Annotated in this window: 24 protein-coding genes; 14 read left to right on the forward strand and 10 right to left on the reverse strand. The window is 68.6% G+C overall.

Features of this window, described 5'->3' with window-relative positions; all coding sequences use genetic code 11:
• Positions 1–179 precede the first annotated feature (179 nt).
• Positions 180–1,853: a MinD/ParA family protein gene (locus AB0H50_RS10280; protein ID WP_357449432.1), complete on the reverse strand. Its 1,674-nt coding sequence runs from the start codon at positions 1,851–1,853 to the stop codon at positions 180–182.
• Between the two features lie 243 nt (positions 1,854–2,096).
• On the opposite strand from AB0H50_RS10280, the gene AB0H50_RS10285 reads away from it, so the two are divergent.
• The gene (locus tag AB0H50_RS10285) at positions 2,097–2,453 is read left to right on the forward strand and encodes a hypothetical protein (RefSeq protein WP_357449199.1); all 357 of its coding nucleotides are present in this window, start codon (positions 2,097–2,099) and stop codon (positions 2,451–2,453) included.
• Between the two features lie 39 nt (positions 2,454–2,492).
• Here AB0H50_RS10285 and leuA read toward each other — a convergent pair whose 3' ends face one another.
• Positions 2,493–4,289 carry a 2-isopropylmalate synthase gene (gene leuA, locus AB0H50_RS10290; RefSeq protein ID WP_357449201.1) on the reverse strand — a complete coding sequence of 599 codons (1,797 nt, stop codon included), beginning with the start codon at positions 4,287–4,289 and terminating at the stop codon, positions 2,493–2,495.
• A 267-nt stretch (positions 4,290–4,556) separates the two neighbouring features.
• Here leuA and AB0H50_RS10295 point away from each other — a divergent pair, with 267 nt between their 5' ends.
• The 5 genes from AB0H50_RS10295 to AB0H50_RS10315 all read left to right on the forward strand — a co-directional run bounded on the left by AB0H50_RS10295 (position 4,557) and on the right by AB0H50_RS10315 (position 10,013).
• The gene (locus AB0H50_RS10295) at positions 4,557–5,324 is read left to right on the forward strand and encodes a sulfite exporter TauE/SafE family protein (RefSeq protein ID WP_357449203.1); all 768 of its coding nucleotides are present in this window, start codon (positions 4,557–4,559) and stop codon (positions 5,322–5,324) included.
• A gap of 58 nt (positions 5,325–5,382) precedes the next feature.
• A complete protein-coding gene (locus AB0H50_RS10300; protein ID WP_357449434.1) occupies positions 5,383–5,550 on the forward strand; it encodes a DUF1272 domain-containing protein in 168 nt (55 codons plus the stop codon).
• A gap of 96 nt (positions 5,551–5,646) precedes the next feature.
• A complete protein-coding gene (locus tag AB0H50_RS10305; RefSeq protein WP_357449205.1) occupies positions 5,647–7,317 on the forward strand; it encodes an alpha/beta fold hydrolase in 1,671 nt (556 codons plus the stop codon).
• A gap of 115 nt (positions 7,318–7,432) precedes the next feature.
• Complete coding sequence (locus AB0H50_RS10310; protein WP_357449207.1) at positions 7,433–9,073, forward strand: GMC oxidoreductase; 1,641 nt, start codon at positions 7,433–7,435, stop codon at positions 9,071–9,073.
• A gap of 97 nt (positions 9,074–9,170) precedes the next feature.
• Complete coding sequence (locus AB0H50_RS10315; protein ID WP_357449209.1) at positions 9,171–10,013, forward strand: ion transporter; 843 nt, start codon at positions 9,171–9,173, stop codon at positions 10,011–10,013.
• A gap of 13 nt (positions 10,014–10,026) precedes the next feature.
• On the opposite strand, the gene AB0H50_RS10320 is transcribed toward AB0H50_RS10315, so the two are convergent.
• The 4 genes from AB0H50_RS10320 to AB0H50_RS10335 form a co-directional block, all read right to left on the reverse strand.
• Positions 10,027–11,241, reverse strand: coding sequence for a low temperature requirement protein A (locus AB0H50_RS10320; protein WP_357449211.1), 1,215 nt, complete (start codon positions 11,239–11,241; stop codon positions 10,027–10,029).
• 128 nt (positions 11,242–11,369) lie between these two features.
• Positions 11,370–11,825, reverse strand: coding sequence for an SRPBCC family protein (locus AB0H50_RS10325; RefSeq protein WP_357449213.1), 456 nt, complete (start codon positions 11,823–11,825; stop codon positions 11,370–11,372).
• Positions 11,826–12,089: 264 nt separating this feature from the next.
• Positions 12,090–12,275 carry a DUF1918 domain-containing protein gene (locus AB0H50_RS10330; RefSeq protein WP_357449215.1) on the reverse strand — a complete coding sequence of 62 codons (186 nt, stop codon included), beginning with the start codon at positions 12,273–12,275 and terminating at the stop codon, positions 12,090–12,092.
• Positions 12,276–12,334: 59 nt separating this feature from the next.
• Entirely contained in the window at positions 12,335–12,910 is a 576-nt protein-coding gene (locus tag AB0H50_RS10335) for a TetR family transcriptional regulator (RefSeq protein ID WP_357449217.1), read from the reverse strand.
• A gap of 75 nt (positions 12,911–12,985) precedes the next feature.
• Between AB0H50_RS10335 and AB0H50_RS10340 the strand changes: the two genes are divergently transcribed.
• Both AB0H50_RS10340 and AB0H50_RS10345 read left to right on the forward strand, forming a co-directional pair.
• Entirely contained in the window at positions 12,986–13,561 is a 576-nt protein-coding gene (locus tag AB0H50_RS10340) for a dihydrofolate reductase family protein (protein WP_357449219.1), read from the forward strand.
• A gap of 41 nt (positions 13,562–13,602) precedes the next feature.
• A complete protein-coding gene (locus AB0H50_RS10345; protein WP_357449221.1) occupies positions 13,603–14,178 on the forward strand; it encodes a dihydrofolate reductase family protein in 576 nt (191 codons plus the stop codon).
• A gap of 3 nt (positions 14,179–14,181) precedes the next feature.
• Here the strand turns inward: AB0H50_RS10345 and AB0H50_RS10350 are convergent, their stop codons facing one another.
• Positions 14,182–14,595, reverse strand: coding sequence for a secondary thiamine-phosphate synthase enzyme YjbQ (locus AB0H50_RS10350; protein WP_357449222.1), 414 nt, complete (start codon positions 14,593–14,595; stop codon positions 14,182–14,184).
• Positions 14,596–14,761: 166 nt separating this feature from the next.
• Here AB0H50_RS10350 and AB0H50_RS10355 point away from each other — a divergent pair, with 166 nt between their 5' ends.
• The 3 genes from AB0H50_RS10355 to AB0H50_RS10365 all read left to right on the forward strand — a co-directional run bounded on the left by AB0H50_RS10355 (position 14,762) and on the right by AB0H50_RS10365 (position 17,795).
• Complete coding sequence (locus tag AB0H50_RS10355; protein ID WP_357449224.1) at positions 14,762–16,027, forward strand: aspartate kinase; 1,266 nt, start codon at positions 14,762–14,764, stop codon at positions 16,025–16,027.
• 2 nt (positions 16,028–16,029) lie between these two features.
• Complete coding sequence (locus AB0H50_RS10360) at positions 16,030–17,064, forward strand: aspartate-semialdehyde dehydrogenase (protein WP_357449226.1); 1,035 nt, start codon at positions 16,030–16,032, stop codon at positions 17,062–17,064.
• A 119-nt stretch (positions 17,065–17,183) separates the two neighbouring features.
• Positions 17,184–17,795 (forward strand): hypothetical protein, encoded by a 612-nt coding sequence (locus tag AB0H50_RS10365; protein WP_357449228.1) that lies wholly within the window; start codon positions 17,184–17,186, stop codon positions 17,793–17,795.
• A gap of 54 nt (positions 17,796–17,849) precedes the next feature.
• Here the strand turns inward: AB0H50_RS10365 and AB0H50_RS10370 are convergent, their stop codons facing one another.
• Both AB0H50_RS10370 and AB0H50_RS10375 read right to left on the reverse strand, forming a co-directional pair.
• Entirely contained in the window at positions 17,850–19,205 is a 1,356-nt protein-coding gene (locus AB0H50_RS10370) for a serine hydrolase domain-containing protein (RefSeq protein WP_357449437.1), read from the reverse strand.
• A 76-nt stretch (positions 19,206–19,281) separates the two neighbouring features.
• On the reverse strand, positions 19,282–20,550 hold the full coding sequence (locus AB0H50_RS10375) for an APC family permease (protein ID WP_357449230.1): 1,269 nt from the start codon (positions 20,548–20,550) through the stop codon (positions 19,282–19,284).
• A gap of 359 nt (positions 20,551–20,909) precedes the next feature.
• Between AB0H50_RS10375 and AB0H50_RS10380 the strand changes: the two genes are divergently transcribed.
• Complete coding sequence (locus tag AB0H50_RS10380) at positions 20,910–22,349, forward strand: AAA family ATPase (protein WP_357449232.1); 1,440 nt, start codon at positions 20,910–20,912, stop codon at positions 22,347–22,349.
• Positions 22,350–22,362: 13 nt separating this feature from the next.
• Positions 22,363–23,598: a tetratricopeptide repeat protein gene (locus AB0H50_RS10385; protein ID WP_357449234.1), complete on the forward strand. Its 1,236-nt coding sequence runs from the start codon at positions 22,363–22,365 to the stop codon at positions 23,596–23,598.
• On the opposite strand, the gene AB0H50_RS10390 is transcribed toward AB0H50_RS10385, so the two are convergent.
• Positions 23,499–24,113 (reverse strand): TetR family transcriptional regulator, encoded by a 615-nt coding sequence (locus tag AB0H50_RS10390; RefSeq protein ID WP_357449236.1) that lies wholly within the window; start codon positions 24,111–24,113, stop codon positions 23,499–23,501. The two genes, AB0H50_RS10385 and AB0H50_RS10390, sit on opposite strands and share 100 nt — an antisense overlap.
• 184 nt (positions 24,114–24,297) lie before the next feature.
• Between AB0H50_RS10390 and AB0H50_RS10395 the strand changes: the two genes are divergently transcribed.
• On the forward strand, positions 24,298–25,515 hold the full coding sequence (locus AB0H50_RS10395) for an alkane 1-monooxygenase (RefSeq protein WP_357449238.1): 1,218 nt from the start codon (positions 24,298–24,300) through the stop codon (positions 25,513–25,515).
• Positions 25,516–25,535: the final 20 nt, after the last annotated feature.

Consider the following 25,535-nt stretch of genomic DNA (forward strand, 5'->3'; position numbering starts at 1 on the left):
AACGCGGCCAGCGAGTCCGGTTGCCGGGCCGCGACTTTCGCTCAGTGCGCCCAACGTTCAGCGCACCCCATCGCTCGGCGCGGCCCCATCGTTCGGCGCGGCCCAACGTTCGGCGCACCCATCACTCGGCGCGGCCCCATCGTTCGGCGCGGCCCCGACGTTCAGCGCGGCCGCATCGCTCAGCGCAGACCCATCGGTCCCGGGTGCTGGTACTGCTGAGCGCCGATGTATCCGAAGTCGTCGGCGACCATCGCGGCCAGCTCCAGCAGGGCCCGCCGGGTCGGCTTGCTGACCAGCTCCAGGTCGATCTCCGCGCCCTCGGCGAGGTGATCGTCGAAGGGCACCACCTGCACCGCGCGGGTGCGGTCGAGGAACAGCTTGCGCAGCTGGTCCAGGTCGACGGTGGACGCGCCGCGCCGGGAGGCGTTGACCACCACCACGGTTCGCTCGACGAGCTTGCCGTAACCGTGGTGGTCGAGCCAGTCCAGCGTGGCCGAGGCGCTGCGCGCGCCGTCGATAGCGGGGGAGGTCACCAGCACCAGCGAGCTGGCCATGTCGAGCACGCCCGCCATCGCCGAGTGCATCAGACCGGTGCCGCAGTCGGTGAGGATGATGTTGTAGAACGACTGCAGGATGCCGATCGCCTTGCGGTAGTCGGCCTCGCTGAACGCCTCGGAGACGGCCGGATCCTGTTCGGAAGCAAGCACTTCCAGGCGGCTCGGGGCCTGCGAGGTGTGCGCCCTGACGTCGGAGTACCGCGAGATCTGCTGGTCTTCGAGCAGGTTGCGGACGGTGGAGCGGGTCTGCCGCGGTACGCGGTGCGCCAGCGTGCCGAGGTCGGGGTTGGCGTCGATCGCGATCACCCGGTCACCGCGCAGCGAGGAGAAGGTTGAGCCGAGGCCGACCGTGGTGGTGGTCTTGCCGACGCCGCCCTTGAGCGAGAGGATCGCGATCCGATAGTCGCCGCGCACCGGCTGATTCACCCGGTCGACGAGGTCGCGGAAGACGACGTCGGACGCGGATTCGCCCGGATTGATCATGCCGCCGGAGGCCTTGTGGACGGCGCGACGCCACCCGCTGCGCGGCGCCCGGCGGGCCCGCTTCAGCAGGTTGAGGTCGTTGACCGAGTGGCCGGGCTGGCCGGGTTGCGGCACGTGCTGCGGCTGGAACGGCTGATGCTGCGGCTGTTGCGGGGGCGGGCCGCCCTGCCACTGCTGGCCGGGGCCGGTCAGTCCGGTCGGCGTGTGGCCGGGACCGGGCGGTGTCTGGCCGGGGCCGGTGATCCCGGGCGGCGTCGGGCCGAGCGGGGGCTGGCCCATGGGCGCCTGCGGCTCCTGGTACATCGGCGGCTGCATCGGCTGGACCGGAGGGGGCGGCGGCGCCCAGCTGTAGATCGGGCCGTTCGGTTGATGCTGTGCCGCACCGGCTTCCGGCCCGCTGTCCTGCGGAACGCGCCGGACCAGGCCGTCCGGGCCGATCTCCTGGCGGTACTCGCCGTACGGCGCGCCCTGCTGTTCGGGACCGGGCGGCGGCGGAAGATGTTCGGGGCCGGGCTGATACGGCCCGCCCTGGTAGGGGCCTTGGCCCTGCTGCTGGAACTGGCCGGTGCTGAACGGGCCGTACGACTCCGGCGGCGCGGGTGGCGCGGGTGGCGCGAATCCCTCGACGGGACCGTAGCCGGGCGGGGCGACGGGCTGCGGATATACACCGGTGGGGTCGCTCGGCCCCACCGCGCCCGGATAGCCGGGGAGCTGCGCCGGTTCCGGCGCGGCGTCGGCCTGCTCTTCGGATTCCTTGCCCTCGGGGGCTTCCTGCGCTGCCGCGGCGCCCTTTTCGGGAGCTTCGGCGGGCATCTCGTTCGTTTCGTCTTGCGCCACATACGATCCGGTGGGTTCGGCAGTGACTGCGGCCGTATCCACCGAATGACTCTGCAGCCAGGGCGGAGAGGTCGGATTGTGGTCGTTGTGTGTCACAGTTCCCCCATCTGCTCGGGATCGAGCAGAGAGCTCGGCGCTTGAATGCAAACCAACGCTAGCAGGTGAGCAAACCTTCGCGCAGGCTGTGTCCAGCTCCCGCGGCGGCCCTACCCTGGCGCGATGATCTTCGAGGCGCCACTGCTACTGCGCTGCGACGGCAAACCTTTCGCCACGATCGTCCGGTACGGCTACGAGACGCCGTGGGCGACGGCGCAGCTGCGCGCGGACGATCCGGCCGAGCTCGACAGAGCGAACCGAGCGGCCGCGCTGGATCGGTGGGCGTGCGAGCAGGCCGAGCTGCTGACGGACGACGAGTACGACGCACAATACGAGCGAGAACGCGCCCGCCTCGAACTCTCCGACGCCGATGTGCGGCACTACGAATCGGCGGCATGGACGATCGTCACCGCGGATGGGACCGAGCGCCAGGCCTATTCCCTCGACTTCATCGACGAGCACATCCAATGGCGCTGGTGATGTGGCCGGGGCCGGTGCACCCCGGCCACATCGGACGCGTCAGCTCGCGGCGCGGTTGACCGCGGAGACGACCGCGCGCAGCGAGGCGGTGGTGATGGAGGTGGCGATGCCGACGCCCCAGACCACCTTGTCGCCGACCGCGCACTCCACGTAGGCGGCGGCCTGCGCGTCGTCGCCCGCCGACATGGCGTGCTCGGAGTAGTCCAGCACTCGCACGTCGAAGCCGATGGTGGAGATGGCGTCCACGAACGCGGCCAGCGGACCGTTACCGTTCCCGGTGACCTCGTGCTCGACGCCGTCGACCTTCACTGTCGCGGTGATGGAGTCGCCGCCGCCATCGGTCTCCGATGCGGTGACCCGCTGGCGAATCCGCTCCAGCGGCCGGATCGGGGCCAGGTACTCCTCGCTGAAGACGTCCCACATCTCCTTCGGCGTGACCTCGCCGCCCTCGCCGTCGGTGATCCGCTGGATCGCCTGGGAGAACTCGATCTGCAGGCGGCGCGGCAGCGCCAGGCCGTGATCGGTCTTCATGATGTAGGCGACGCCGCCCTTGCCGGACTGCGAGTTGACCCGGATGACCGCCTCGTACGTGCGCCCGACGTCCTTCGGGTCGATCGGCAGGTAGGGCACCTCCCACACGATGTCGGCGACATCGGCGTTCTGCGCGTCGGCCGCGGCCTTCATCGCGTCCAGGCCCTTGTTGATGGCGTCCTGGTGGCTGCCCGAGAACGCGGTGTAGACCAGGTCGCCGCCGTACGGGTGGCGCTCGTGCACCGGCAGCTGGTTGCAGTACTCGACGGTGCGGCGGATCTCGTCGATGTCGGCGAAGTTGATCTGCGGGTCGATGCCGCGGGAGAACATGTTCATGCCCAGCGTGACCAGGCAGACGTTGCCGGTGCGCTCACCGTTGCCGAACAGGCAGCCCTCGATGCGGTCGGCGCCCGCCTGGTAGCCCAGCTCGGCGGCCGCCACGGCGGTGCCGCGGTCGTTGTGCGGGTGCAGCGACAGCACGATCGACTCGCGACGGGCCAGGTTGCGGCTCATCCACTCGATCGAGTCGGCGTAGACGTTCGGCGTCGCCATCTCGACGGTGGCGGGCAGGTTGATGATCAGCGGCTTCTCGGGGGTCGGCGCGATGATCTCGGAGACCGCGTCGCACACCTCCAGCGCGTAGTCCAGCTCGGTGCCGGTGTAGGACTCCGGGCTGTACTCGTAGCGCCAGTTGGTGTCGGGGTAGCGCTGCTCGACCTCCAGGCACAGCTTCGCCGCGTCGGTGGCGATCTTCTTGACCGCGTCGCGCTCGGCGCGGAAGACCACCCTCCGCTGCAGGATGGAGGTGGAGTTGTAGAAGTGCACGATGACGTTGGTCGCGCCAGCGCATGCCTCGAAGGTGCGCTCGATCAGCTCGGGGCGACACTGCGTCAGCACCTGGATGGTGACGTCGTCCGGGATCGCGCCGTCCTCGATGATCTCGCGGACGAAGTCGAAGTCGGTCTGGCTGGCCGACGGGAAGCCGACCTCGATCTCCTTGTAGCCCATCCGCACCAGCAGGTCGAACATGCGGCGCTTGCGTGCCGGGCTCATCGGGTCGATCAGTGCCTGGTTGCCGTCCCGCAAATCGACGGCGCACCAGCCGGGCGCCCGGTCGATGATCTTGTCCGGCCAGGTGCGGTCGGGCAGCGTGATCGGCTCGACCTCCTCGGCGAAAGGACGGTACCGGAAGGACGGCATGGAGGAGTTCTTCTGCGCGTTCCACGCGGGCTGGTCGGCCGGCGCGGCCTTGCTCGGAGCGGTGATCGTGCGTGAGCCGGATACGAAGGCGTCAGCAGAGGACATGCGATTTCTCCAGGGTTTGGGGGTTCCCAGTTATGGGGCGACCGGCAGGCGAAACCCCGCGACGGGAGCCGGTCCGATCAGACCCCGTCGCGGCGGCCGAGAAGAAGTGCCCGCTGCATGATTGTCACGAGTTTACAGTCTGGCGGCGCGGCGCTGGAAGCCCGGTCCGATTGCGCGTGGTATGCGGGGATGCCGATAGCGTGCCTGACGAACTGAACGCTTGTACGGACCAGCGGGTCCGACGGGACGTAGAAGGAACGCATTCGGATGAGTTGGCTCGAACTAATTGCCGTCTTCGGGGCGGGCATCGCCGCTGGTGGGATCAACACCATCGTCGGCTCAGGCACCCTGATCACCTTCCCGGTCCTGCTGGCCTTCGGGCTGCCGCCGGTGACCGCGAACGTCTCGAACACCATCGGCCTGGTACCCGGTTCGATCAGCGGCGTGATCGGCTATCGGCGCGAGCTGGAGGGACAGCGCGCCCGGTTGCTCCAGCTCGGCACGGCCTCACTGCTCGGCGGCATCACCGGCGCTGTACTGCTGCTCGTCCTGCCCGCCGAAGCGTTCAAGACGATCGTGCCGGTGTTGATCATCATCGCGCTGATCCTGGTGGTGGTGCAGCCGCGGCTGGCGGCGTGGGTGAAGCGGCGGCGCGAGAACGGCGACGCGGCCGTGCCCGAGCACGGCGGACCGATCCTGCTGGCGGCGGTGTACGCGACCGGCATCTACGGCGGCTACTTCGGAGCCGCGCAGGGCGTGCTGCTCATCGGTCTGCTCGGCATCTTCGTGCACGATGACATCCAGCGGCTCAACGGCGTGAAGAACGTGCTCGCGCTGATCGTCAACGCGGTCTCCGCGGTGATCTTCATCGTGGTCGCCGAGGTGGACTGGCAGGCCGTGGCGATGATCGCGGTCGGCTCGATCATCGGCGGACAGCTCGGCGCGCGTGTCGGCAGACGGCTGTCGCCGAACGTGCTGCGCGCCGTCATCGTGCTGGTCGGCAGCATCGCGGTGGTGCGCTTGCTCACGTCGTGAACCATGTACACCCGCGCCCTCCGCGGCGCCGACGAACAGGAGAACCATGGCGCTGGAGATGCGGACCGCATGCGAGCGCTGTGGCGCTGCGCTCGTCGCGGACGGTCCCGCGGTGATCTGCAGCTACGAGTGCACGTTCTGCACGGCGTGCGGGCGCGCCATGGACGGCGCGTGCCCGAACTGCTCGGGTGAACTGGTGGCCAGGCCGCGGCGGACGGCCGGATGACCCGGCACCGACGGCCCGCGAGTCAGGGGGTCTCGGGGGCGAATTCGTCATTGAGGATGACGACGCGCGCACGGCTCGGGGCACAGGATGGTTGGCGTGCGTAGGTGGAAGTTCGTGCTGATCGTGCTCGCCACAGTGGCGCCGGTGCTGACCGGATGCACCGGAACCCAGCGGGCGCCTGCCGTCTCCGAGCTGGTCCAGCAGGCCGACGCGGCCCCGACGCCGCGCCTCGACTGGCAGCCGTGCGCTGACGCCGATCTGCGCGGTTTCGACTGCGCTACGGCCGCGGTGCCGCTGAACTACGCCGAGCCCGAGGGCAAGACCATCGAGCTCGCGGTGGTCAGGCAGCCCGCCACCGATCCCGAACAGCGGATCGGCACACTGTTCACCGCGGTCGGCGGACCGGGCGGATCCGGTCTCGACTGGGCGCGGCAAGGCGGGCTGCTGCCCGGCGAGCTCAGCGAGCGGTTCGACGTGGTGACCTTCGATCAGCGCGGCATCGGCCGCAGCGCGCCGGTGCGCTGCTTCGCCGACGACGAGCAACAGCGCCGTTTCTGGGACGCCACGCTGCTCCCGCCCGTGAACGCCGACGAGGAACGCAGCGCCGAGCAGGCCGCGCGGACCCTCGCGGAGGGCTGCGCGCAGCACAGCGGTGAACTGCTCGGACACCTCACCACGGTCGACGCGGCGAGGGACATGGACCTGCTGCGGCGCGCGGTCGGCGAGAAGAAGCTGACCTACACGGGCGGGTCCTACGCCAGCTATCTGGGGCAGGTGTACGGCGCGCTGTTCGGCGAGCGGGTGCGCGCACTCCAGCTGACCTCGTTGATCGACCCGAAGACCTACACCGGCGACGCCCGCGCCGAGGTCGTCGGCACGGCGGCGGGCACCGCGGAGGTGCGCGCGGAGTTTCTTCGGTTGTGCGCCGCGGCGGGAAAGGACAAGTGCGCCTTCGCCGGTAGCTCGGAGCGGTCCGACCTGACCGGGCCCGCGGCGCCGCAGGAACGGCCCGAGAAGGCGGGCAGCGCAGGCCCGGTCGACCAGTCCACCACCGCCCAGCCCGCCGAGAACGCGGCGGATCGGTTGCGCGCCAGGGACGACGCCCTGCTCGAGCGCCTGCGGCAGGGCCCGATCACGGTCGGCGCGGGCGAAAACGCATTGCCGGTGCGCTACAGCGAGGTCGTGCAGACGCACGCGATGATGCTCTACGACCCGGAGCGCGGCTGGCCCGCTCTCGCCGAGTTGCTCATCGAACTGGAACGCGGACCGGCGGGCGATCCGGCGAAGGTGCGCAAGGTCCTGAGCGCGGGAACGCCGGACTACGACTTCCTGGACTCCTTCACCGCGATCACCTGCGCCGACCAGAGCGCAGGCTGGCGGCCCGCCGACTGGCCCGCCATCGCGCGCGACGTCGCCGACGCCGCACCGCTTTTCGGCCCGTTCTGGCTGGCCATGCATCAGCCGTGCACGGCGTGGCCTGCTCCGGAAGACGGCTATCCGCAACGCCACACCGGCTCGTGGACGCTCGGCTCGGAAAAACCCGCGCTGTTGCTCAACAACCGCTTCGACCCGGTGACGCCGCTGACCTTCGCCAAGGACGCGCAGCAGGAATTGGTCAACGCCAGGTTGGTCGTGGTGGCCGACGGCTACGGTCACAACCCCGGCGGCTACTGCGTGCGGCATCTGCGCGAGCGATACCTCGTCGATCTGCAGCTGCCGGCACCGGGCGCGACCTGCACCGCCGATCGGCAGCCGTTCGTGTCCTGACCGCGCCGTCGCGCGCTGGGGCAGTGACGTTTCACAGTCGCGGGCTATCGACGGACTTCGTCCGGCAGCTCGACTGGACGTACTCCCGGTCGGGCGCGCTATTCTGCGCTCGGCCATGCGTGATGAGGGAGGTGGCCTGGTGCGCAGACGCGCCTTGTTCAAGGCGGCGGGTTTGGCAGCGCTTTTCGGCGCTGCGGGATCGACGCTCGACGCGCGGCCGGCGGCCGCGGACCCGGTCTGGCACACGATGTTCCGCGATTGGGTGCCGGAAATCTTTGCGCCCCTTCCTGATCCGCCCGAGCACTCGCCCGCGATCGTGATCGGCTCCGGCTTCGGCGCCGCCGTCACCGCGCTGCGGCTGGCCGAGGCCGGCGTCGTCAACACCGTGCTGGAGCGCGGATCGCGCTGGCCGAACGACCCCTGGCGGGAGATCTTCACCGGCGACGACCTGCCCGACGGGCGCGGCTTCTGGCACCGCACCGATTTCACGGGCGTCACCAAGGTGCCGATGCGTTTCGCCAAGTTCGGCGGCGTGCTCGACTGCACCGAGTATCCCGGCATCGACGTCTGGCGGGCCGCCGCGGTCGGCGGCGGCTCGGTGATCTTCTCCGGTGCGATGATCGCGCCGGAGCGGCGCTTCTTCGACGAGGTCTTCCGCGGCTCGGTCGCCTACGACGAGCTCGACCGGGTCTACTACCCGCGGGTGCGGCAGATGCTTCGGCTGGGCCCGATTCCGCCCGACATCTACAACTCCGCGCCGTTCGCACACTCGCGCGCCTGGGACGACCAGGTGCGCAAGGCCGGATACCAGCCCCAGCCCAATGATTCGATCTTCACCTGGGACATCCTGCGCGCCGAGCTGGCGGGCGCCATGCGGCCGTCGGCCACCATCGCGCGCAGCAACCTGGGCAACTCGAACGGCGCGAAGTTCGACCTCAACCAGAACTACCTGCGATACGCACAGGAGACCGGGAGGTCGGCGGTTTTCGCCGGGCACCGGGTCGATTCCATCGGCAAGGACGGCGGCCGCTACACGGTCGTCGTCAGCAAGCTCGCGCCGACCGGCGAGGTGCTCGGCACCCGCACGCTCACCTGCGACCGGCTGTTCCTCGGCGCTGGCTCGATCGGCACCTCCGAACTGCTGGTGCGGGCAAGGGCCACCGGCGCGCTGCCGGATCTCAACGAGCACATCGGCGAGGGCTGGGGCACCAACGGCGACGTGGTGCTCGCGCGCGGCGCCAGTTCGGTGGCCGGATTCGGCCAGGGCGTGCCGAGCGCGAGCCGCATCGTGGACGAATCGACCGTGCCGGTCACCCTGGAGAACTGGTACATCCCCGGCATCCCGTTCGAGACCGGCGCGCTCGGCTCGCTCGGCATGGTGCTCGACCCGGCGCGCTCCCGGTTCGGCTACGACCGGGCGAGCAACTCGGTCGGGCTGTCCTGGTCGACGCGCAATCGCGACGAGGTGGTCGCCGCCGCGCGCGCGGTCGATCGCCGCATCGCCGAACGCGCCGGCGCGCTCGTCGAATACGGCGCCCTCGGCTACGACGCGAACGCGCTGTTCACCGCGCACCCGTTGGGCGGTGTGGTGCTCGGGCGAGCGACCGACGGCTTCGGCCGGGTGCACGGCTGCCCGGGTCTGTACGTGATGGACGGCGCGGCGATGCCGGGCAGCGCGGGCGCGGTCAACCCCTCGCTGACCATCGCCGCGCTGGCCGAACGCAATATCGAGGAGATCATCCGTTCCGGTCGCTGATGGCGAGGATTCGCCGAGAACAGCGTCCGGTCGGCCGTTTTCGGGCGGCAAGCCGATTACGCTCGGCGGGACCGTCGGTGTCGAAGGGATGCATTCCGTGACTGTCCCCACCACCAGTTTCGAGCAGGCGCCTTACGCGGGCGAGTATCCGCGTAAACCGCCCGCGCTGTGGACCGATTTCGTGATGCTCGCGCTCGCGGTGGTCTCGGTGGCGCTGGTCGTGTGGATCACCTTTTTCACGGTGTCCGACCAGACCTACCGGGTCATCGTGCTGGTCGACTACACGATCTGCGCGGTGTTCGCCGTGGAGTTCCTGTGGCGCTGGCGCAGGGCGGGTTGGTCGTGGACGTTCCCGCTCGTCTACTGGTACGAGGTCGTCGGCATGATCCCGGTGAGCAGCCCGCTGTTCCGCGGGTTCCGGCTGCTGCGCATCGTGGTGATCGCGGTGCGGCTGGCGCGCGTCGCCGACCGTGTTTTCGGCGACCGGGTGACGGCGGCGGTGGTGAACCGTTTCGTCATGACCATCGTCGACGTGATCAAGCGGCCGATGACCGTCGCGGTGCTCGACGAGGTGGCCCACGTGCTGCGCACGGGGCACTACACCCGCAATATCGCCAGGGCGCTGGAGGAGAACCGCTCCGAGATGGACGAGATGATCTTGGAGCTGATCAAGAAGGATCCGCAGGCGGGGAAGGTTCGCTACCTCCCGTTCCACGACGACATCATCCGGCTGATCGCCGACACCAGCTTCCGCATCGTCTTCCAGGTGCTCGCCGATCCGCGCACCGACGAGCTGGTGTCGGACATGATCAGGGAGAACGTGGATCAGATTCGCCAAGCCGTGCGCGACGGCGTGCGCGTCGAGCCGACCGCCTACGGCCCGACGCCCCCCGAACGCACCCTGCGTTACCTGCTCGCCAACGACAAACCGCTGCCATGAGCGGCCGCGCGCGTCAGGCGACGTGCGCGCCGTGCCGGATCTCGTCGCGCGGCTGCGCGTAGCGGACGGTCTCCCAGAGGATCAGCCCGAGGAGCACCGTGCAGAGCAGGGCGAGCGAGGCGAGCGCGGGCAGCGCGCACGCCAACGGGGCAAGCGCGAGCAGCAGCGCCGCCGCGACCACCCGCGGCACGGTGACCGTGCGAGTCGCGTAGTGCTTGAAGCCGACCAGGGCGAGCAGATAGAGCACCACGCCGCCGTAGAGCGCGAACAACGGGATGCCGTACAGCGCGTCCGTCAGGGTGTGGTGGGAGGAGTCGCCGACGTAATAGAGCACTTTCTTCAGGCCGAGCGAGAGGGAGATGATGCCGACGACCATCGGAAAGTGCCAGTACGTATAGCAATTCCGGGCGATCTTGATCTGGCGCTCGCCGTCGGCGCGTTGCAGTTCGTGTTCCACCGAGATCGCCGTGGCGTCGAAGTAGGCCCACCACAGCAGGCCGGACACCGCGAGCCCGAGCATCGAGGCGAGCGCGATCGGCCAGGAGATCGGAAGCCCGGCCACGCCGATGCCGATGGAGACGATCGATTCGCCCAGCGCGACGATGATGATCAACCCGTGCCGTTCGGCGAAGTGGGCGGCCGAATTGACCCGCCAGTCCTCGCCGGCGAACATCGTCCACAGCATGTCGCCGACGATCGCCGCGATCCACAGCCCGATCTGTACCCGGCCGTCGGTCGTAGCCGCGATCACCAGCAGGGTGGTGCCGATGGTGATGGAGCCGAGCCCCCATTTCACCAGCTGTCCGCGCAGCTGAGAGTCCTCGGTGCTGGCCAGAAAGAACACGACGAGTTGCACCAGCCGCACCAGCAGGTAGGCGATCGCGAAGACCAGCGGGCCGAACCAGCCGCCGTCCATATCGCGGAACGCCTCCGGAATCGTCAATGCCGCGAGGAACGCGCCGCCCATCGCGACGAACATCGCGACCCTGGTGACGCCTTCGTCGGCGCGGACCACGTTGCCCAACCACGCGTAGGCGATCCACACCCACCACATGACGGCGAGCACGAGCAGTGCGCGCAGCACGTTCTTGGCGCTGGTGTCGTCGGCCACCAGGCCGGTCACCATGGTGAACGCGAAAACCAAGACAAGGTCGAAGAACAGCTCGAGCTGGGTTACCGTGGCGCCTTCGGCAACCGGTTGGAGCCGAACGCGTTTCGTACCGATCATGCTGCACATCGTCGCACTCATGCGGGTCCAGCGCGGCCCGGAAAGCGGGGGCGGGCGCGGGTTTCGCTCAGGGCGTCATCGGGTGGCGCGAATTATGCGTTATCGCTATACGCATTCATGCGCAATCGCTATATGGAATGAAAATTCTCGCGCTCTGGGTAGCTTTCCGCGAATTCGATGAAGTTCTGTACCACCGTTTCATTCCAGCGTTGCACGGTGCGCTTCATCAGCAAGCCGGGCAGCGGGATACGAGAATGCAACTCCGCGTGGTACCAGACGTTGGTGCCGTCCTCGTCCTCGGTGACCTCGAACCAGCCACCGCCGCCGATGCCGCGAGAGCTGTCCACCACCGTCCAGGACGTCCGGTTCTTCGTCCATTCGTATTCCAGCACCTGCAAATCGGAACTGCCGAGCACGTCGGCGGTCACGTAAACGCGGTGCGGCCGACCTGATTCGTCGCGGGTCGCCACGCGCGCGTCCTGGTACATCGACCATTCCGGGAGCATTTCGATTGCCGCTAGAGCGTCGAGAACGTGGGCCTTACTTGCCTCGACGGCGAAGCGGATATCGGTTTTCGTGCGCATGCAATACCTCCGCCCCCCGGTGGATCGACTCGCCGATTCTGCACAGCGCTCTTCCGATCCGTCAACAACGGGGTCTACGGTGTGAAAGCTACTGGCCAGTAGGCATTTGTGGGGCGGAAACGGGCTTTCGCGTCGGCCCGGATGACCGGCGACCGACGGGCTGCGCGGTGGTCGGCTCAGCGGCCCGCCGGGTTCGGCGGGCTGGCCCGTCGCCTCGGCGGGCGGTGTGGCTCCGGCGCCTCGACGAGACGAGGCGCCGGGCGATCACTTGATGTGCTCGATTACCGCGTCTGGGCCGGGATACACCAGGGATTCGTGTCCGTCGGTGAAGCGCACGACGTAGGGCGGCGCGCCTCCGTCTCCGCGGACCTCGACGATCTCGCCGTGGCGATCACCTTCCCCAACCACGTGTCCGTGCACGAGCAGTCGGTCTCCAACGTTCGCCTCCATCGGTCCATTATCGAATGGGCGTGACGGGAGTCACAAGGTTCCGGCGAATTCGCCAAATGTCAAGCGTTCTGAACGAGTCTTTCCACCGCCGTCTCGATCAGATGGGCGCTCTGCTCCTCGGTGAAGATGTCCGGCAGCGTCAGCCGGTCCACGATCAGCCAGTTCAGTGCCAGGTAGAGCAGGCGGACGGCGTCGGCGTCGCCTGGTTGGCCGGATTCCAGGTGGTTGCGCACGTTGAAGTCGAGGTCCTCGCGCACCCGCTCGGTGAGCACCGCGCGCAGTTCCGGCCTGCGGGTCGACTCGAGGCGCAGTTCGAGCATCGCGAGATAGCCGGTCCGGAACGCCTCGATGCGCGCGACGATCTCCTTCATCAGTTCGGTGATGTTGGCGCGGGTGCGCGGCCCTTCGGTCACCTTGGCCATCGTCTCCGCGCTCGGTTGCAGTCGCTCGTAGAACCTGCTGCCCACCTGGGTGAGCAGATCGTCGCGGCTGGCGAAGTAGTTCGAGGCCGTTCCGGCGGGTACCGCGGCCCGTTTGTCCACCGCGCGGAAGGTGAGTCCGCGGGCGCCCTCGTCGGCGAGTACCTCGATCGCCGCGTCGATGAGCGCCTGCCGCCGTTCCGGGTTCGTCCGCATCTTGACACCACTCCATTCGTAGTACTACATTTCAAATCACTACAGACAGAGTACAACGTGATTGGTGGTCTTGGAATGCGAAAGCTTGTGTACTACGTGGCCGTGTCTCTCGACGGCTACATCGCAGGCCCTGCCGGGGAGTACGACTTCTATCCGGTCGACGCCGAGATGATGGCCTCGATCAACGCGCAATATCCGGAGTTCGTCCCGTCCTTCCTGCGGTCGCAGGTGGGCATGCCGCAGGACGAACCCAACAAACGGTTCGACACCGTGCTGATGGGTCGCGGCACCTATGAGCCCGGGCTCTCCGCGGGCGTGACCAGCCCGTACGACCATCTGAAGCAGTACGTGGTGTCCACGACGCTCGGCCGCGTCGACAACCCGGCCGTCACGGTGGTCGAGTCCGATCCCGCCGGACTGGTCCGCCGCATGAAGGGCGAGCAGGGCGGCGACATCTGGCTGTGCGGCGGCGGCAAACTCGCGGCCCAGCTGGTCGACGAGATCGACGAACTGATCCTGAAGAGCTACCCGGTCGTCGCGGGCGGCGGCATCCCGGCCTTCGCCGGTCCGTTCACCCCGACGCTGTTCACCCCGACCCGGCGCATGGAATTCAGCAACAACGCCCAGGTGACTTGGTACAGCCGCGCCTGAATCGCCCGCCGACCGAACCTTCCCCCGAAAGCAGGATCCCCATGCGAAATCTCGTCTACTTCGTCGGCATGAGCCTCGACGGTTACATCGCCGGTCCGGACGGCGGCATCGAGTTCTTTCCCTTGGCGCCGGACTTCACCGGATGGCTCGCCGACGACTACCCGGAGACCCTTCCGACGCACGCGCGTCCGCATTTCGGTCTCGCGGCCGACGCGCCGTGCAAGAACTTCGACACTTTGGTGATGGGTCGCGGCACCTACGAACCCGCACTGAAGGTCGGTATCACCAGCCCCTACTCGCACATACGGCAGTACGTCGTATCCAGCACTCTCGGCCGGATCGAAGACCCCACCGTCGAGCTGGTCGACGGCGATCCGGTGGGTCTGGTCCGCCGGTTGAAGCAGGAGGACGGCATGGACATCTGGCTGGCCGGTGGCGGCAAGCTCGCGGGCGCGCTCGTCGAGGAGATCGATGAACTCGTCGTCAAGAGTTATCCGGTCACGGCCGGTGCGGGCGTCCGCGTGTTCGACGGGCCGTTCCGGCCGACGCTGTTCACCCCGACCCGGCGTCAGGAGTTCGGCAACGGCACCCAGGTCACCTGGTTGACCAAGGCGTGACGGTCAACTGGCGTCGGAAAGAAACGACAGCCGCACCTGTCGTTCCGGGTTGTCCACGTTCAGGTCGACCATGGCGATCGACTGCCAGGTGCCGAGCATCAGCTTCCCGCCGATGACCGGCACCGTGGCGTAGGGCGGGATCATCGCGGGCATCACGTGCGAGCGGCCGTGCCCGCGCGAACCGTGCGCGTGCTGCCACCGGTCGTCGGCGGGCAGCAGGTCGCCGAGCGCGGCGAGCAGGTCGTCGTCGCTGCCCGCGCCCAGCTCGATGATGGCGATACCGGCCGTCGCGTGCGGGACGAAGACGTGCAGCAGCCCGTCTCCGCCCGCCGCGGCGGCGAACTCCGCGCACTGCGGCGTGAGGTCGTGCACCACCTCGCGCCGCCCCGTCGTGACCGCGATCAGTGAGCTCTTCATGTGCCCCATCATTACCCCCTCGCGAGGGCGCGCGGACTCTCATTCGAGAGTGTCTGCGCGTGTGTGCTTTTGCACAGCTCTGGGAGGTAGCGACAAATCCCGTGGACGGCGGCCGGTAGTCTTGGTGGCTGTTACCAGCCGATTGTCGATCTTGGAGGACCCTGTCGTGGCTCTCGTTGTTCAGAAGTACGGAGGATCCTCGGTCGCTACCGCCGAGCGTATCCGGCGCGTCGCTGAACGGATCGTCGAGACCAAGAAGCAAGGCCACGACGTGGTGGTCGTCTGCTCGGCGATGGGCGACACGACCGACGAACTCCTCGACCTCGCTCAGCAGGTGGCGCCCGCGCCGCCCGCCCGCGAGATGGACATGCTGCTCACCTCCGGCGAGCGCATCTCCAACGCGCTGGTCGCCATGGCGATCCACTCGCTCGGCGCGGAGGCCCGCTCGTTCACCGGCTCGCAGGCGGGTGTCATCACCACCGGCGCGCACGGCAACGCGAAGATCATCGACGTCACCCCGAGCCGGCTGCGCGAGGCGCTCGACGCGGGCACCATCGTGCTGGTCGCCGGGTTCCAGGGCGTGAGCCAGGACAGCAAGGATGTCACCACGCTCGGTCGTGGCGGCTCCGACACCACCGCCGTCGCGCTGGCCGCGGCGCTGGAGGCCGACGTCTGCGAGATCTACACCGACGTGGACGGCGTCTTCACCGCAGACCCGCGGATCGTCTCCGACGCGCAGCGGCTCGATCAGGTCTCCTACGAGGAGATGCTGGAGATGGCGGCCTGCGGCTCCAAAGTGCTGATGCTGCGCTGCGTCGAGTACGCGCGCCGCTACAACGTGCCCGTGCATGTGCGCTCGTCCTACACCGACAAGCAGGGCACCTACGTTTACGGATCAATGGAGGACATCCCCTTGGAGAAAGCAATCCTCACTGGCGTCGCGCACGACCGCAGCGAGGCCAAGGTGACCGTGGTCGGGCTGTCGGACGAGCCGGGATTCGCCGCCAAGGTGTTCCGTGCCATCGCCGACGCCGAGATCAACATCGACATGGTCCTGCAGAACATCTCCAAGGTGGAGACCGGCAAGACCGACATCACGTTCACGCTGCCCAAGACCGAGGGCGCGCGCGCCGTCGAGATGCTGACCAAGCGCCAGGGCGAGATCGGCTTCTCTCAGGTGCTCTACGACGACCACATCGGCAAGGTGTCGCTGGTCGGCGCGGGCATGAAGAGCCACCCCGGCGTCACCGCGACGTTCTGCGAGGCGCTCGCCGACGCGGGCATCAACATCGACCTGATCTCCACCTCAGAGATCCGGATCTCGGTCCTGGTCAAGGACACCGAGTTGGACGACGCCGTGAAGGTGCTGCACCGCGCCTTCGATCTGGGCGGCGACGAGGTGGCCGTGGTGCACGCCGGAACGGGGCGATAGACATGGGTGTTCGAGTAGGAGTCGTGGGCGCGACCGGGCAGGTCGGCGCCGTCATGCGGAAGCTGCTGGAGGAGCGCGACTTCCCGGCCGACGAGGTGCGGTTCTTCGCGTCCGCGCGCTCGGCTGGCAAGACGCTGCCGTGGCGCGGCGGCGAGATCGTGGTCGAGGACACCGAGACCGCCGATCCGTCCGGACTGGACATCGCGCTGTTCTCGGCGGGCGCCACCATGTCCCGCGTGCAGGCCCCGCGATTCGCGGCGGCGGGCGTCACCGTGATCGACAATTCGTCGGCCTGGCGCAAGGACCCCGAGGTCCCGCTGGTGGTCAGCGAGGTCAACCCGGAGCAGACCCGCAACCTGGTCAAGGGCATCATCGCCAACCCCAACTGCACCACCATGGCCGCGATGCCGGTGCTCAAGCCGCTACACGACGAGGCGGGCCTGACCAGGCTGGTCGTCTCCAGCTACCAGGCGGTCTCCGGTTCCGGCCTGGCCGGCGTCGAGGAGCTGGCCTCGCAGGTGCGCGCGGTGATCGGCGACGCCGAGAAGCTGGTGCACGACGGCAGCGCCGTGGCGTTCCCCGCGCCGAACAAGTACGTCGCGCCGATCGCCTTCGACGTGATCCCGCTGGCCGGTTCGCTGGTCGACGACGAATCGGGCGAGACCGACGAGGATCAGAAGCTGCGCAACGAGAGCCGCAAGATCCTCGGCCTCCCCGAGCTGCTGGTGAGCGGCACCTGCGTGCGTGTTCCGGTCTTCACCGGGCACTCGCTGTCGATCAACGCCGAGTTCGCCAACCCGCTGTCGGTGGCGCGGGCCAAGGAACTGCTGGCCGACGCGCCCGGTGCGCGGCTGGTCGACGTGCCGACGCCGTTGCAGGCCGCTGGCGCCGACGAGTCGCTCGTCGGTCGCATCCGCCAGGATCACGGTGTGCCGGACGGTCGCGGTCTCGCGCTGTTCGTCTCCGGCGACAACCTGCGCAAGGGCGCGGCGCTGAACACCATTCAAATCGCCGAGGTGCTGCTCAGCGACCGCTGAGCCGTTTCGACGCAACCGGGCCGATCCGATCCGCCACTGGATCGGATCGGCCCGGCTGTCGTATCAGGGGCTGGCACAATCGCTTCGATAAGCGGGTTCGGCGTGGAAAGGTGTGACCGGTGGGTTCGTATGTCGCCGTGCACATCGCGGATTGGCCGCGCCTGGCGCGGACGGTGTCCGAACGGGCAACGCGGCGGTTCGCCGACCTGGAGTGGCCCGACGAGGACCACCGCCAGCAGTACCCGATCGGCCTGCGCTGGCTGGATCGCACCGAGCGCTGGATCGCCGAGTACCGTTTCCACGCCTACAGTTCCGCCGCGCTGCACTCCGAATTCGAAGCGGTGTGGCGCGATGCCCGCCTCTTCGTGCCGTGGGACGCTCCGCCCGAGACCGCCGAGCTGATCGCCGACACCGATCTGTTCCTCCGCGGCCTCTACGGCGGCGACCTCCCTGTCGAACCCGTCGCCCACCAGCCGTGGAGTGCGCACAGCGACACCATCCGGCCCACGGCATGGCTCGCCCACTCCCCGGCGCATCTGTCCACCTTGGCCAATCTGTGGGGCCGCATCGCCCTGCGTATCTCCGATCTGCACCCGCATCTCGACCGCGAAACCACCAACCGCCACCGCATCACCACCCCCGCGATCTTCGAACGCCTGCTCCGCGACTGGGGCGAGGTGGTCCACGAAGCCGACACCCGCCGCTGGGGACTGCTCATCGACATGTGGTGAGCGCGCCACAGCAGGTCCGCACCCGATATGGCGGCGGACGGTTTGTGGCCGGGGTCAGTGGATGCCCGGGGTGCGCGGATCGTGCCCGAGGCAGACGACGATGAAGCAGCCGGGGGCGATATCCGCGAACGGGGGCGCGAGCTGGTAGTTCAAGCAGGAGAAGACATTGCAGCCCGGATACGCGGCCGGGCCGATGCCGAAGACCGCGAGCAACAGGTTCGCATCCACGAATCGGCGCGGGTCCAACCGCACCGGCGGCTCGACGTACGGCCCGGGATCGGGGATGGGGTTCTCGGGCATGGCGGCGAAGAGCATGCGGAAGAACTCGTACGGCAGTTCGTCGGCGTTCTGCACGACGCCGGAGACGCCCTGGCTGCTGACGTTGCCGAAGACGCCGGTCCACATCACCATCAGATCGAGCGAGGGCAGCACGAAAACGTTCTGCAAACCGAGCCCGGACATCATGTACATGTCCGGCGGCATGAACGTGGGCGATTCCGCGCAGTCGGGGCCGAGCCAGAAGAGGTAGCCGTAGCACGGGTTCTTCGACGGGGTCAGCGCCATCCGTAGATACCGTTCGGACACGAGTTGGTCTGCGCCCCAGCGGCCTTCGTTGCTCACCAGCAGGCCGAGCTTGGCGAGATCGTTCGGCGGGATCATCAGATGCGCGTAGCCGTAGGTGTTTCCGGCGCGATCCTTGGCCCAGTAGTAGTCGCTGCGGAGAATGCCGAGCGGGTCGAACAGCTCCCGCTGCGCGAATTGCTGAAACGGCTCGCCGATGGCCAGTTCGATGACGAACGTCAGCAGGTCGACGTTGCGCTGGCTGTAGCTGAAGACGGTGCCAGGCGGATTGTCCAGCGGCACAGCGAGCGCCTGTACCGCGCTGTGTGGATCGATGGGGACGACTCCGGTGATGCCTTCGGTGAGCACGCCCACCGTCATGCCGGAGGTCTCGGTGAGCAGATCCCGGACCCGGATGGCGCGGTGCTCCGCGTTGCCGAGGCCCGGTGGCAGGTATTTGTCGATCGGGGCGTCCAGGTCGAGCAGGCCGCGGTCCCACGCGATGCCCGCGAGCAGCGAGACCACGCTCTTGGTCACGCTCCACACATTCCACGCGACGTTGCCGCTCTTCGCGTTGTTCGGTCCCTCGCCGATCAGGCAGTTGTGGCGAAAGACTTGGACGTTGAAGCGGTTTCGGTGACTGGCGAACTCCAATGCGTCGGCGAGCAGTTCGGCGTCGAATCCGGCCTGTTCCGGAGCGGCGCGCTGCGCTTCCCGGCCGGAGCTGACCTCGCAGCGAGCCTGTTGCGCGGTGGCGGCCGGGGCCGCGTGCGCGGTCGCGCCGAAGAGACTTCCCGCGACAAGCGACACCGCCGCGATTCCAGCGAGGAAACCACAGAAACGCCCCATGGGCATGAGGCTAGCGTGCCGGGCCCGTGCGCACCGGCCAACAAGCGGCGGCGCGCGGCACGAACATCGCGGCGGCTCAGCGTGCCCGACGAGTCACGGCGTAGAGCGCGGCGCCGAGCGCGAGGACCCCGGCTCCGACGAGCACCGACGCCAGCGGCAGCGCCGCCGCGACGATCACACATCCGAATGCTCCCACCACCGGAATCCAGCGGGCGGGCTGGTCCTCCGCCGCGGTGAGCGTGCCCGCCGAGACATTGGCGACGAGGTAATAGACCAGCACGGTGAACGACGAGAAGCCAATGGCCGCACGCAGATCGAAGCTCGCCGCGACCACGGCCACCACCGCGCCGACGACCAGCTCCGCCCGGTGCGGCACGCCGAAGCGTGGGTGCACGGCGGCGAGCGCGTGCGGCAGGTAGCGGTCGCGGGCCATGGCCAGCGTCGTGCGCGAGACACCGAGCACGAGCGCGAGCAGCGAGCCCGCCGCCGCGACCACCGCGCCGACCCGCACCACCGGCGCCAGCGCCGGTGCGCCCGCCTCGGCGACGACCCTGGCCAGCGGATCGGTCGCCGTGGCGAGCCCGGACGAGCCGAGCACCGCGAGCGCGGCGGCCGCGACAACGGCGTAGAGCACGAGCGCGATGGCCAGCGCGAGCATGATCGCGCGCGGAATGGTGCGTCGCGGATCGCGCACTTCCTCGCCGAGGGTGGCGATCCGCGCGTATCCGGCGAAGGCGAAGAACAGCAGCCCGGCCGCTTCCAGCACGTCGCGCGGACCGATCCGGTCCGGCAACGCCGTCGCGGCGGCATGGGTGCCGGAGAAACCGACCACCGCCACCATCACCAGCACGGCGAGCACGATCGCGACGATGATCCGGGTGGCCAGCGCGGATTTCTGCACGCCTGTGTAGTTGATCGCGGTGATCGCGAGCACCGCGGCGACCGCGACCGGGCGGGACTGCTCGGGCCACGCGTAGTGGCCGACGGTCAGCGCCATCGCGGCGCACGAGGCCGTCTTGCCCACGACGAACGCCCACCCGGCCAGATACCCCCAGAACGGGCCGAGCCGTTCCCGGCCGTACACGTACGTGCCGCCCGAGACCGGGTAGCGCGCGGCCAACCGGGCCGACGACATCGCGTTGCAGTAGGCGAGCAGCGCGGCGACGGCCAGCGCGAGCAGCAGCCACGAGCCCGCGGCCCCGGCTGCCGGTGCGAGCGCGGCGAAGATCCCGGCGCCGATCATCGAGCCGAGACCGATCAGCACCGAGTCGGTGAGTCCGAGCCTGCGGTGAAGTGCCGAACCGTGCGAGGCCGAGTCGCGCGAGGCCGAACCGTGCGAGGTCATAGCAGCATCTTGGACCGTTCAGGTGAACGGCGCCCGCTACGCGAAACGCCGCCAGGTCGGGGGGTAACCTGGCGGCGCCGCTGAGTCACCGGACGCCACGCCAGCGTCACGGCTCGGGTGCCGACGTCCCACAAGCGCCTCTCGGCGAGTGGTCGCTCGAAGCGACGAAGGGTGCGGCCCGGGGCTGTCCGGACGCCGACAGTGACCTTCAACGGGCTCCGGGATGGAACTATTCCGGCGCCGAATTGTGGTGTGCATCACGTGCGGCGCGCGGCATCGGGTGAGCGCGCGACGCGATGTTTCTGGACAGTAACCGTTTAGGATCGTCGGGGTATTCGTGTGTCGAACGGGGGACTGCCGTGACCGATGATCCGGTGCTGGTCGAAATGCTTGCCGCGCTGGACCGCAGCCCTGACGTGCTCGCTCTGCGGTTGCGGGTGATCGAACTGCTCGCCGAGCGCGGCCGCCACGTCGAGGCACTCGCCCAGTGCGGCGCCGCGCTCAGCCAGGAGCCCGGGAACGCGAGGGCAGTGGAATTGCTCCAGCAGTGCACCGCCGCGCTCGCGGGCGGCGCCGAACCCGCCACGCAGTCCGTTGCCCCGCCGCCTGCCGGAGCGTCGACCGGTGTCGGCGCACCCGGCCTCGCCGAGCCTGGCGCCCACGTGCCGGACGCATCAGCGTCAATCGCATCCGAAGGCTTTGCGCCCGACGACGTTTCGGACGCGGCGGCCGTGCCCGATGCCCGTTCACGCGCCGTCCCGGCGCCCGACGAGACCGGATCGGATGTCGAACCAGCACCGCCAGAGCCCACCGCGGCATCGGACTACGACTGGGACGCCGCAGAAGACCAGGTCTCCGACATCATCGCCCCGGCCTTTATCGACTCGGGTCCAACGGAATACGCCGCCGCCTCCGACGCCGGACTGTTCTCCCGCACTCGGGTGACGCTGGCCGATGTCGGCGGCATGGAGGAGGTCAAGCGCCAGCTCGACCTGGCCCTGCTCGGCCCGTTGCGAAACCCCGAGCTGGCCAAGGCGTTCGGCACCTCCGCGCGCGGCGGTCTGCTGCTGTACGGGCCGCCCGGCTGCGGCAAGACCTTCATCGCCTCGGCGGTGGCGGGCGAGCTCGGCGCGAATTTCTATCCGATCGAGATCGCCGACATCCTCGACATCTACACCGGCGCGAGTGAACGCAACCTGCACAGCGTGTTCGAGGTGGCCCGCCGCAACGCGCCGTGCGTGCTCTTCCTGGACGAGGTGGACGCGCTGGGCCACAAGCGCAGCCAGATGTCCGGCTCGGCGACCATGCGCACCGTGGTGAATCAGCTGCTGAACGAGATGGATTCGGCCACGGTCGACAACGAGGGTGTCTACATCCTCGGCGCGACCAACCACCCGTGGGACATCGATGTCGCGCTGCGCAGGCCGGGGCGCTTCGACCGGATGATCCTGGTCGCGCTGCCGGATCTCGCCGCGCGCAAGTCGATCCTGCACTATCACCTGCGCGAGCGTCCGGTGGCCGGCATCGACCTCGGCGCGATCGCCGCGCGCACCGAGGGTTTCTCGGGAGCCGACATGGCGCACGTCTGCACCTCGGCCACCCAGCTGGCCATGGCGGAATCGATCCGCACCGGCACCGTCCGCCCGATCGGCATGGCGGATCTGGAGGCCGCGATGGCCGAGATCAAGCCGAGCGCGGGCGCGTGGTTCGAATCCGCCCGCAACGTGGTCGAATTCGCCAACAGCGACGGCAGCTACGACGAACTCGCCCTGTACATGAAGCGAATGAAGATGCGCTGAAAAACCCGGTCGCATGACTACTTTCGCGCACGACGAGGTCGTGCGGGCCAAGGTCCTCATCGACTTCGGCAGGATCGACGCGGCGCGGGTGAAGCTGGGCGCGGTGCTCGCCGCCGATCCCGACAACGCCGACGCGCTGATGTTGATGGGGTACGCGTGGTTTCGCGTCGGTGAGTACGAGAAGTCCGTCGGCTTCAGCGCCGCCGCGCTGGCCGCCTTCCCCGACTATCAGTCCGCGCTGCGGGTGCTGGCGCTGGCCGAACAGGAACTGGCGCACCTGGCCGAGGACGATTCCGCCGAACGACAACGGCATTACGACCGCGCGCTGGCCGCGGCCACCCCGCAGCGCGGAACTGGACCCGGAGTACGTCGAGAACCTGCGCCTGCTCGCGGGGGTCCAGTCGGCGACGGACCCGGCCGCCGCGCTGGCGACCATCGACCGGGCCATCGAGATCGACCCCGCCCACGCCGATCTGCACCGCGTCCGCGGTTCGATCCTGCGGCGTGGCGGGATCTCCGTGCCGGGCGCGGAAGCGGCGCTGCGCGAGGCGCTTCGGCTGCAACCCGAGCACGTCGACGCCACCCAGGAGCTCGCGCTGCTCGACCTGGACCGCGGCGAGCGCGAAGCGGGCGAGCGCGGCTTGCGCCTTGTCGCGCAGTGGGATCCGAGCCGCGCCGACTTCGTGCGCGCGACCCTGGCCGCAGTGGAAGAGCAGGCCGAATCGCCGGCACGTCCCGAGCCCGCGTCCCAGTACATGCCACCGCCGCCGGAAGTGCGGTACCTGCCGGAGACGCCGCGTCCGAACTGGCGAGTCTGGGCGGCGTTGGTGTTCGGCGCCATTGTGGTGCTGCGCCTGATTTTCACCGCCGCGAGCATGCCGCCCGAACCGGCTCCGCCGCGCCCGTTGCCGTCGCGGCATTTTCCGACGCCGATTGTCCCGCCGTATTTGCCGTCGGCGCCCTATCTGCCGCCGACGCTGCGCCCTTGGCCTACGGATTTCCCCCGGCCTGGCCTGACACCGCCGCGTGCGCCGTTCCGCACGCCCCCGATGACAGTGCCGCCGCGGGTGACGCTGCCGCCGGAGACGCCCTGAGCGCCGCGCTGCGTCCACGTGCAGGCGCATTCACGGCGCTCGGCTCGGCCGCCCGTCAGGAAACCGCTGCCCGCACCGGCGCGAACAACGCGCCGAGCGCCGAGGTGATCTGCCCGACGGCACGCTCGACCGGGCCGAGCGGCTGGAAGAGGTGACTGAGGGTGAGCCGGATGGCGGTCTCGATACGCGCCGCGAGCTCGTCGTCCGATAGTCCGGCGAGCTCGTACCGGGCGCGCACCGCGCCGGTGACCGCGCCGAGCGCGCGGCCGAGAACGGGCTCGGGATCGGTCATCAGGGTCGGCAGCAAGGCGGTGTTGGTGGTCGAACGCCCGGACAACACGGCCCCGAGCAGTGCGTTGCCGGAGGCGGCGCGCAGCGTGTAGGTGACCGCGGCGGTAAGGCCCGCGATCACGTCCTCTGGATGCCCGGCCAGGCTGTCGTCGATGCCGACCAGGAAGGTCTCCAGCTCGTGCCGGATGACCAGGTCGGCGAGGTCCTGTTTGGTGCCGACCTCCTTGTAGAGGACCGGGCGGCTGACGCCGACCTCCTTGGCTACGCGCGACATGTTCACCGCACCCCAGCCCTCGGTGCACACGAGTTCGCGCACGGTCTCGATGACGCGCTCACGGAGCAGTAACCGCATCCGGGTGTGAAAACGCGCTTCAGGCACGTCATCCATCGTACACATTGGCCGTATTTGTCCGAGCTATTGACACTCAAGCGCAAGTTGTATTCCAATTGTACAAGCGAGCGACTTTGTAAAGTTCTCCACACCACATCGAAGGCGCGAGTGCTTACGGTCCGGGTGCCGCCAGCTGCTGCCCGGCCCGCGCGCAACCCCGAGGAGATCGAAAGTGACGACATCCCGAACCGATGCGCCCGCGCAGGCGCTGCAATGGCGCGACCAGAAGCGCTACCTGTGGCTGTTCGGCCTGGTGGCGCCCACCGCCGTGTTCCTCGCGACGTGGCTGGTGTGGGTGTTCAACGAACTCGGCTTGCCGCAGGTGTCGCCGGTGTGGTGGTGGATCGGCCCGCTGCTGGTCTACGTGCTGCTGCCGATCCTGGACCGATTCTTCGGGCCCGACGGGCAGAACCCGCCCGAAGAAGTGATGGAGCAGCTGGAGAACGACAAGTACTACCGGTACTGCACCTACGCCTATATTCCGCTGCAACTGATGAGCCTGGTGTTCGCCTGCTACCTGTGGACGGCGACGGACCTGTCCTGGCTCGGCATCGACGGCGGCCTCGGCCTGATCTCGAAGATCGGTCTCGCGCTGAGCATCGGCACGATGGGCGGCGTCGGCATCAACACCGCGCACGAACTCGGCCACAAGAAGGACGAGCTGGAACGCTGGCTGTCCAAGATCACCCTCGCCCAGACGTTCTACGGCCACTTCTACATCGAGCACAACCGCGGCCACCACGTGCGCGTCGCGACACCGGAGGACCCGGCGAGCGCGCGTTTCGCCGAGACGTTCTGGGCCTTCCTGCCGCGCAGCGTGTGGGGCAGCCTGCGCTCGTCCTGGGAGCTGGAGAAGACCCGGTTGCAGCGAATGGGCAAGAGCCCGTGGACCATTGACAACGACGTGCTCAACGCCTGGCTGATGTCGGTGGTGCTGTGGGGCGCGCTGGTCGCGGTGTTCGGCCCGGTCGTACTGCCGTACCTGATCATTCAGGCGGTCTACGGTTTCTCGCTGCTGGAGACCGTGAACTACCTGGAGCACTACGGCCTGCTGCGGCAGCGGACCGCGTCGGGCCGTTACGAGCGGTGCACGCCGGAGCACAGCTGGAACTCCGACCACATCGTCACCAATATCTTCCTGTACCACCTGCAGCGGCACAGCGATCATCACGCCAACCCGACCCGGCGCTATCAGACCCTGCGCAGCATGGACGGCGCGCCGAACCTGCCGAGCGGTTACGCCAGCATGATCGGCCTGGCCTATCTGCCGCCGTTGTGGCGCAAGGTGATGGATCACCGCGTGCTCGCGCACTACGACGGTGACATCACCCGGGTGAACATCCAGCCGAGCGAGCGGGAGCGCGTGCTGGCGAAGTACGGGGTGCGGTGATGGCCGTCTATATCCCTCAC

The sequence above is a fragment of the Nocardia sp. NPDC050793 genome (genome assembly GCF_040654065.1).
Lineage (GTDB): Bacteria > Actinomycetota > Actinomycetes > Mycobacteriales > Mycobacteriaceae > Nocardia.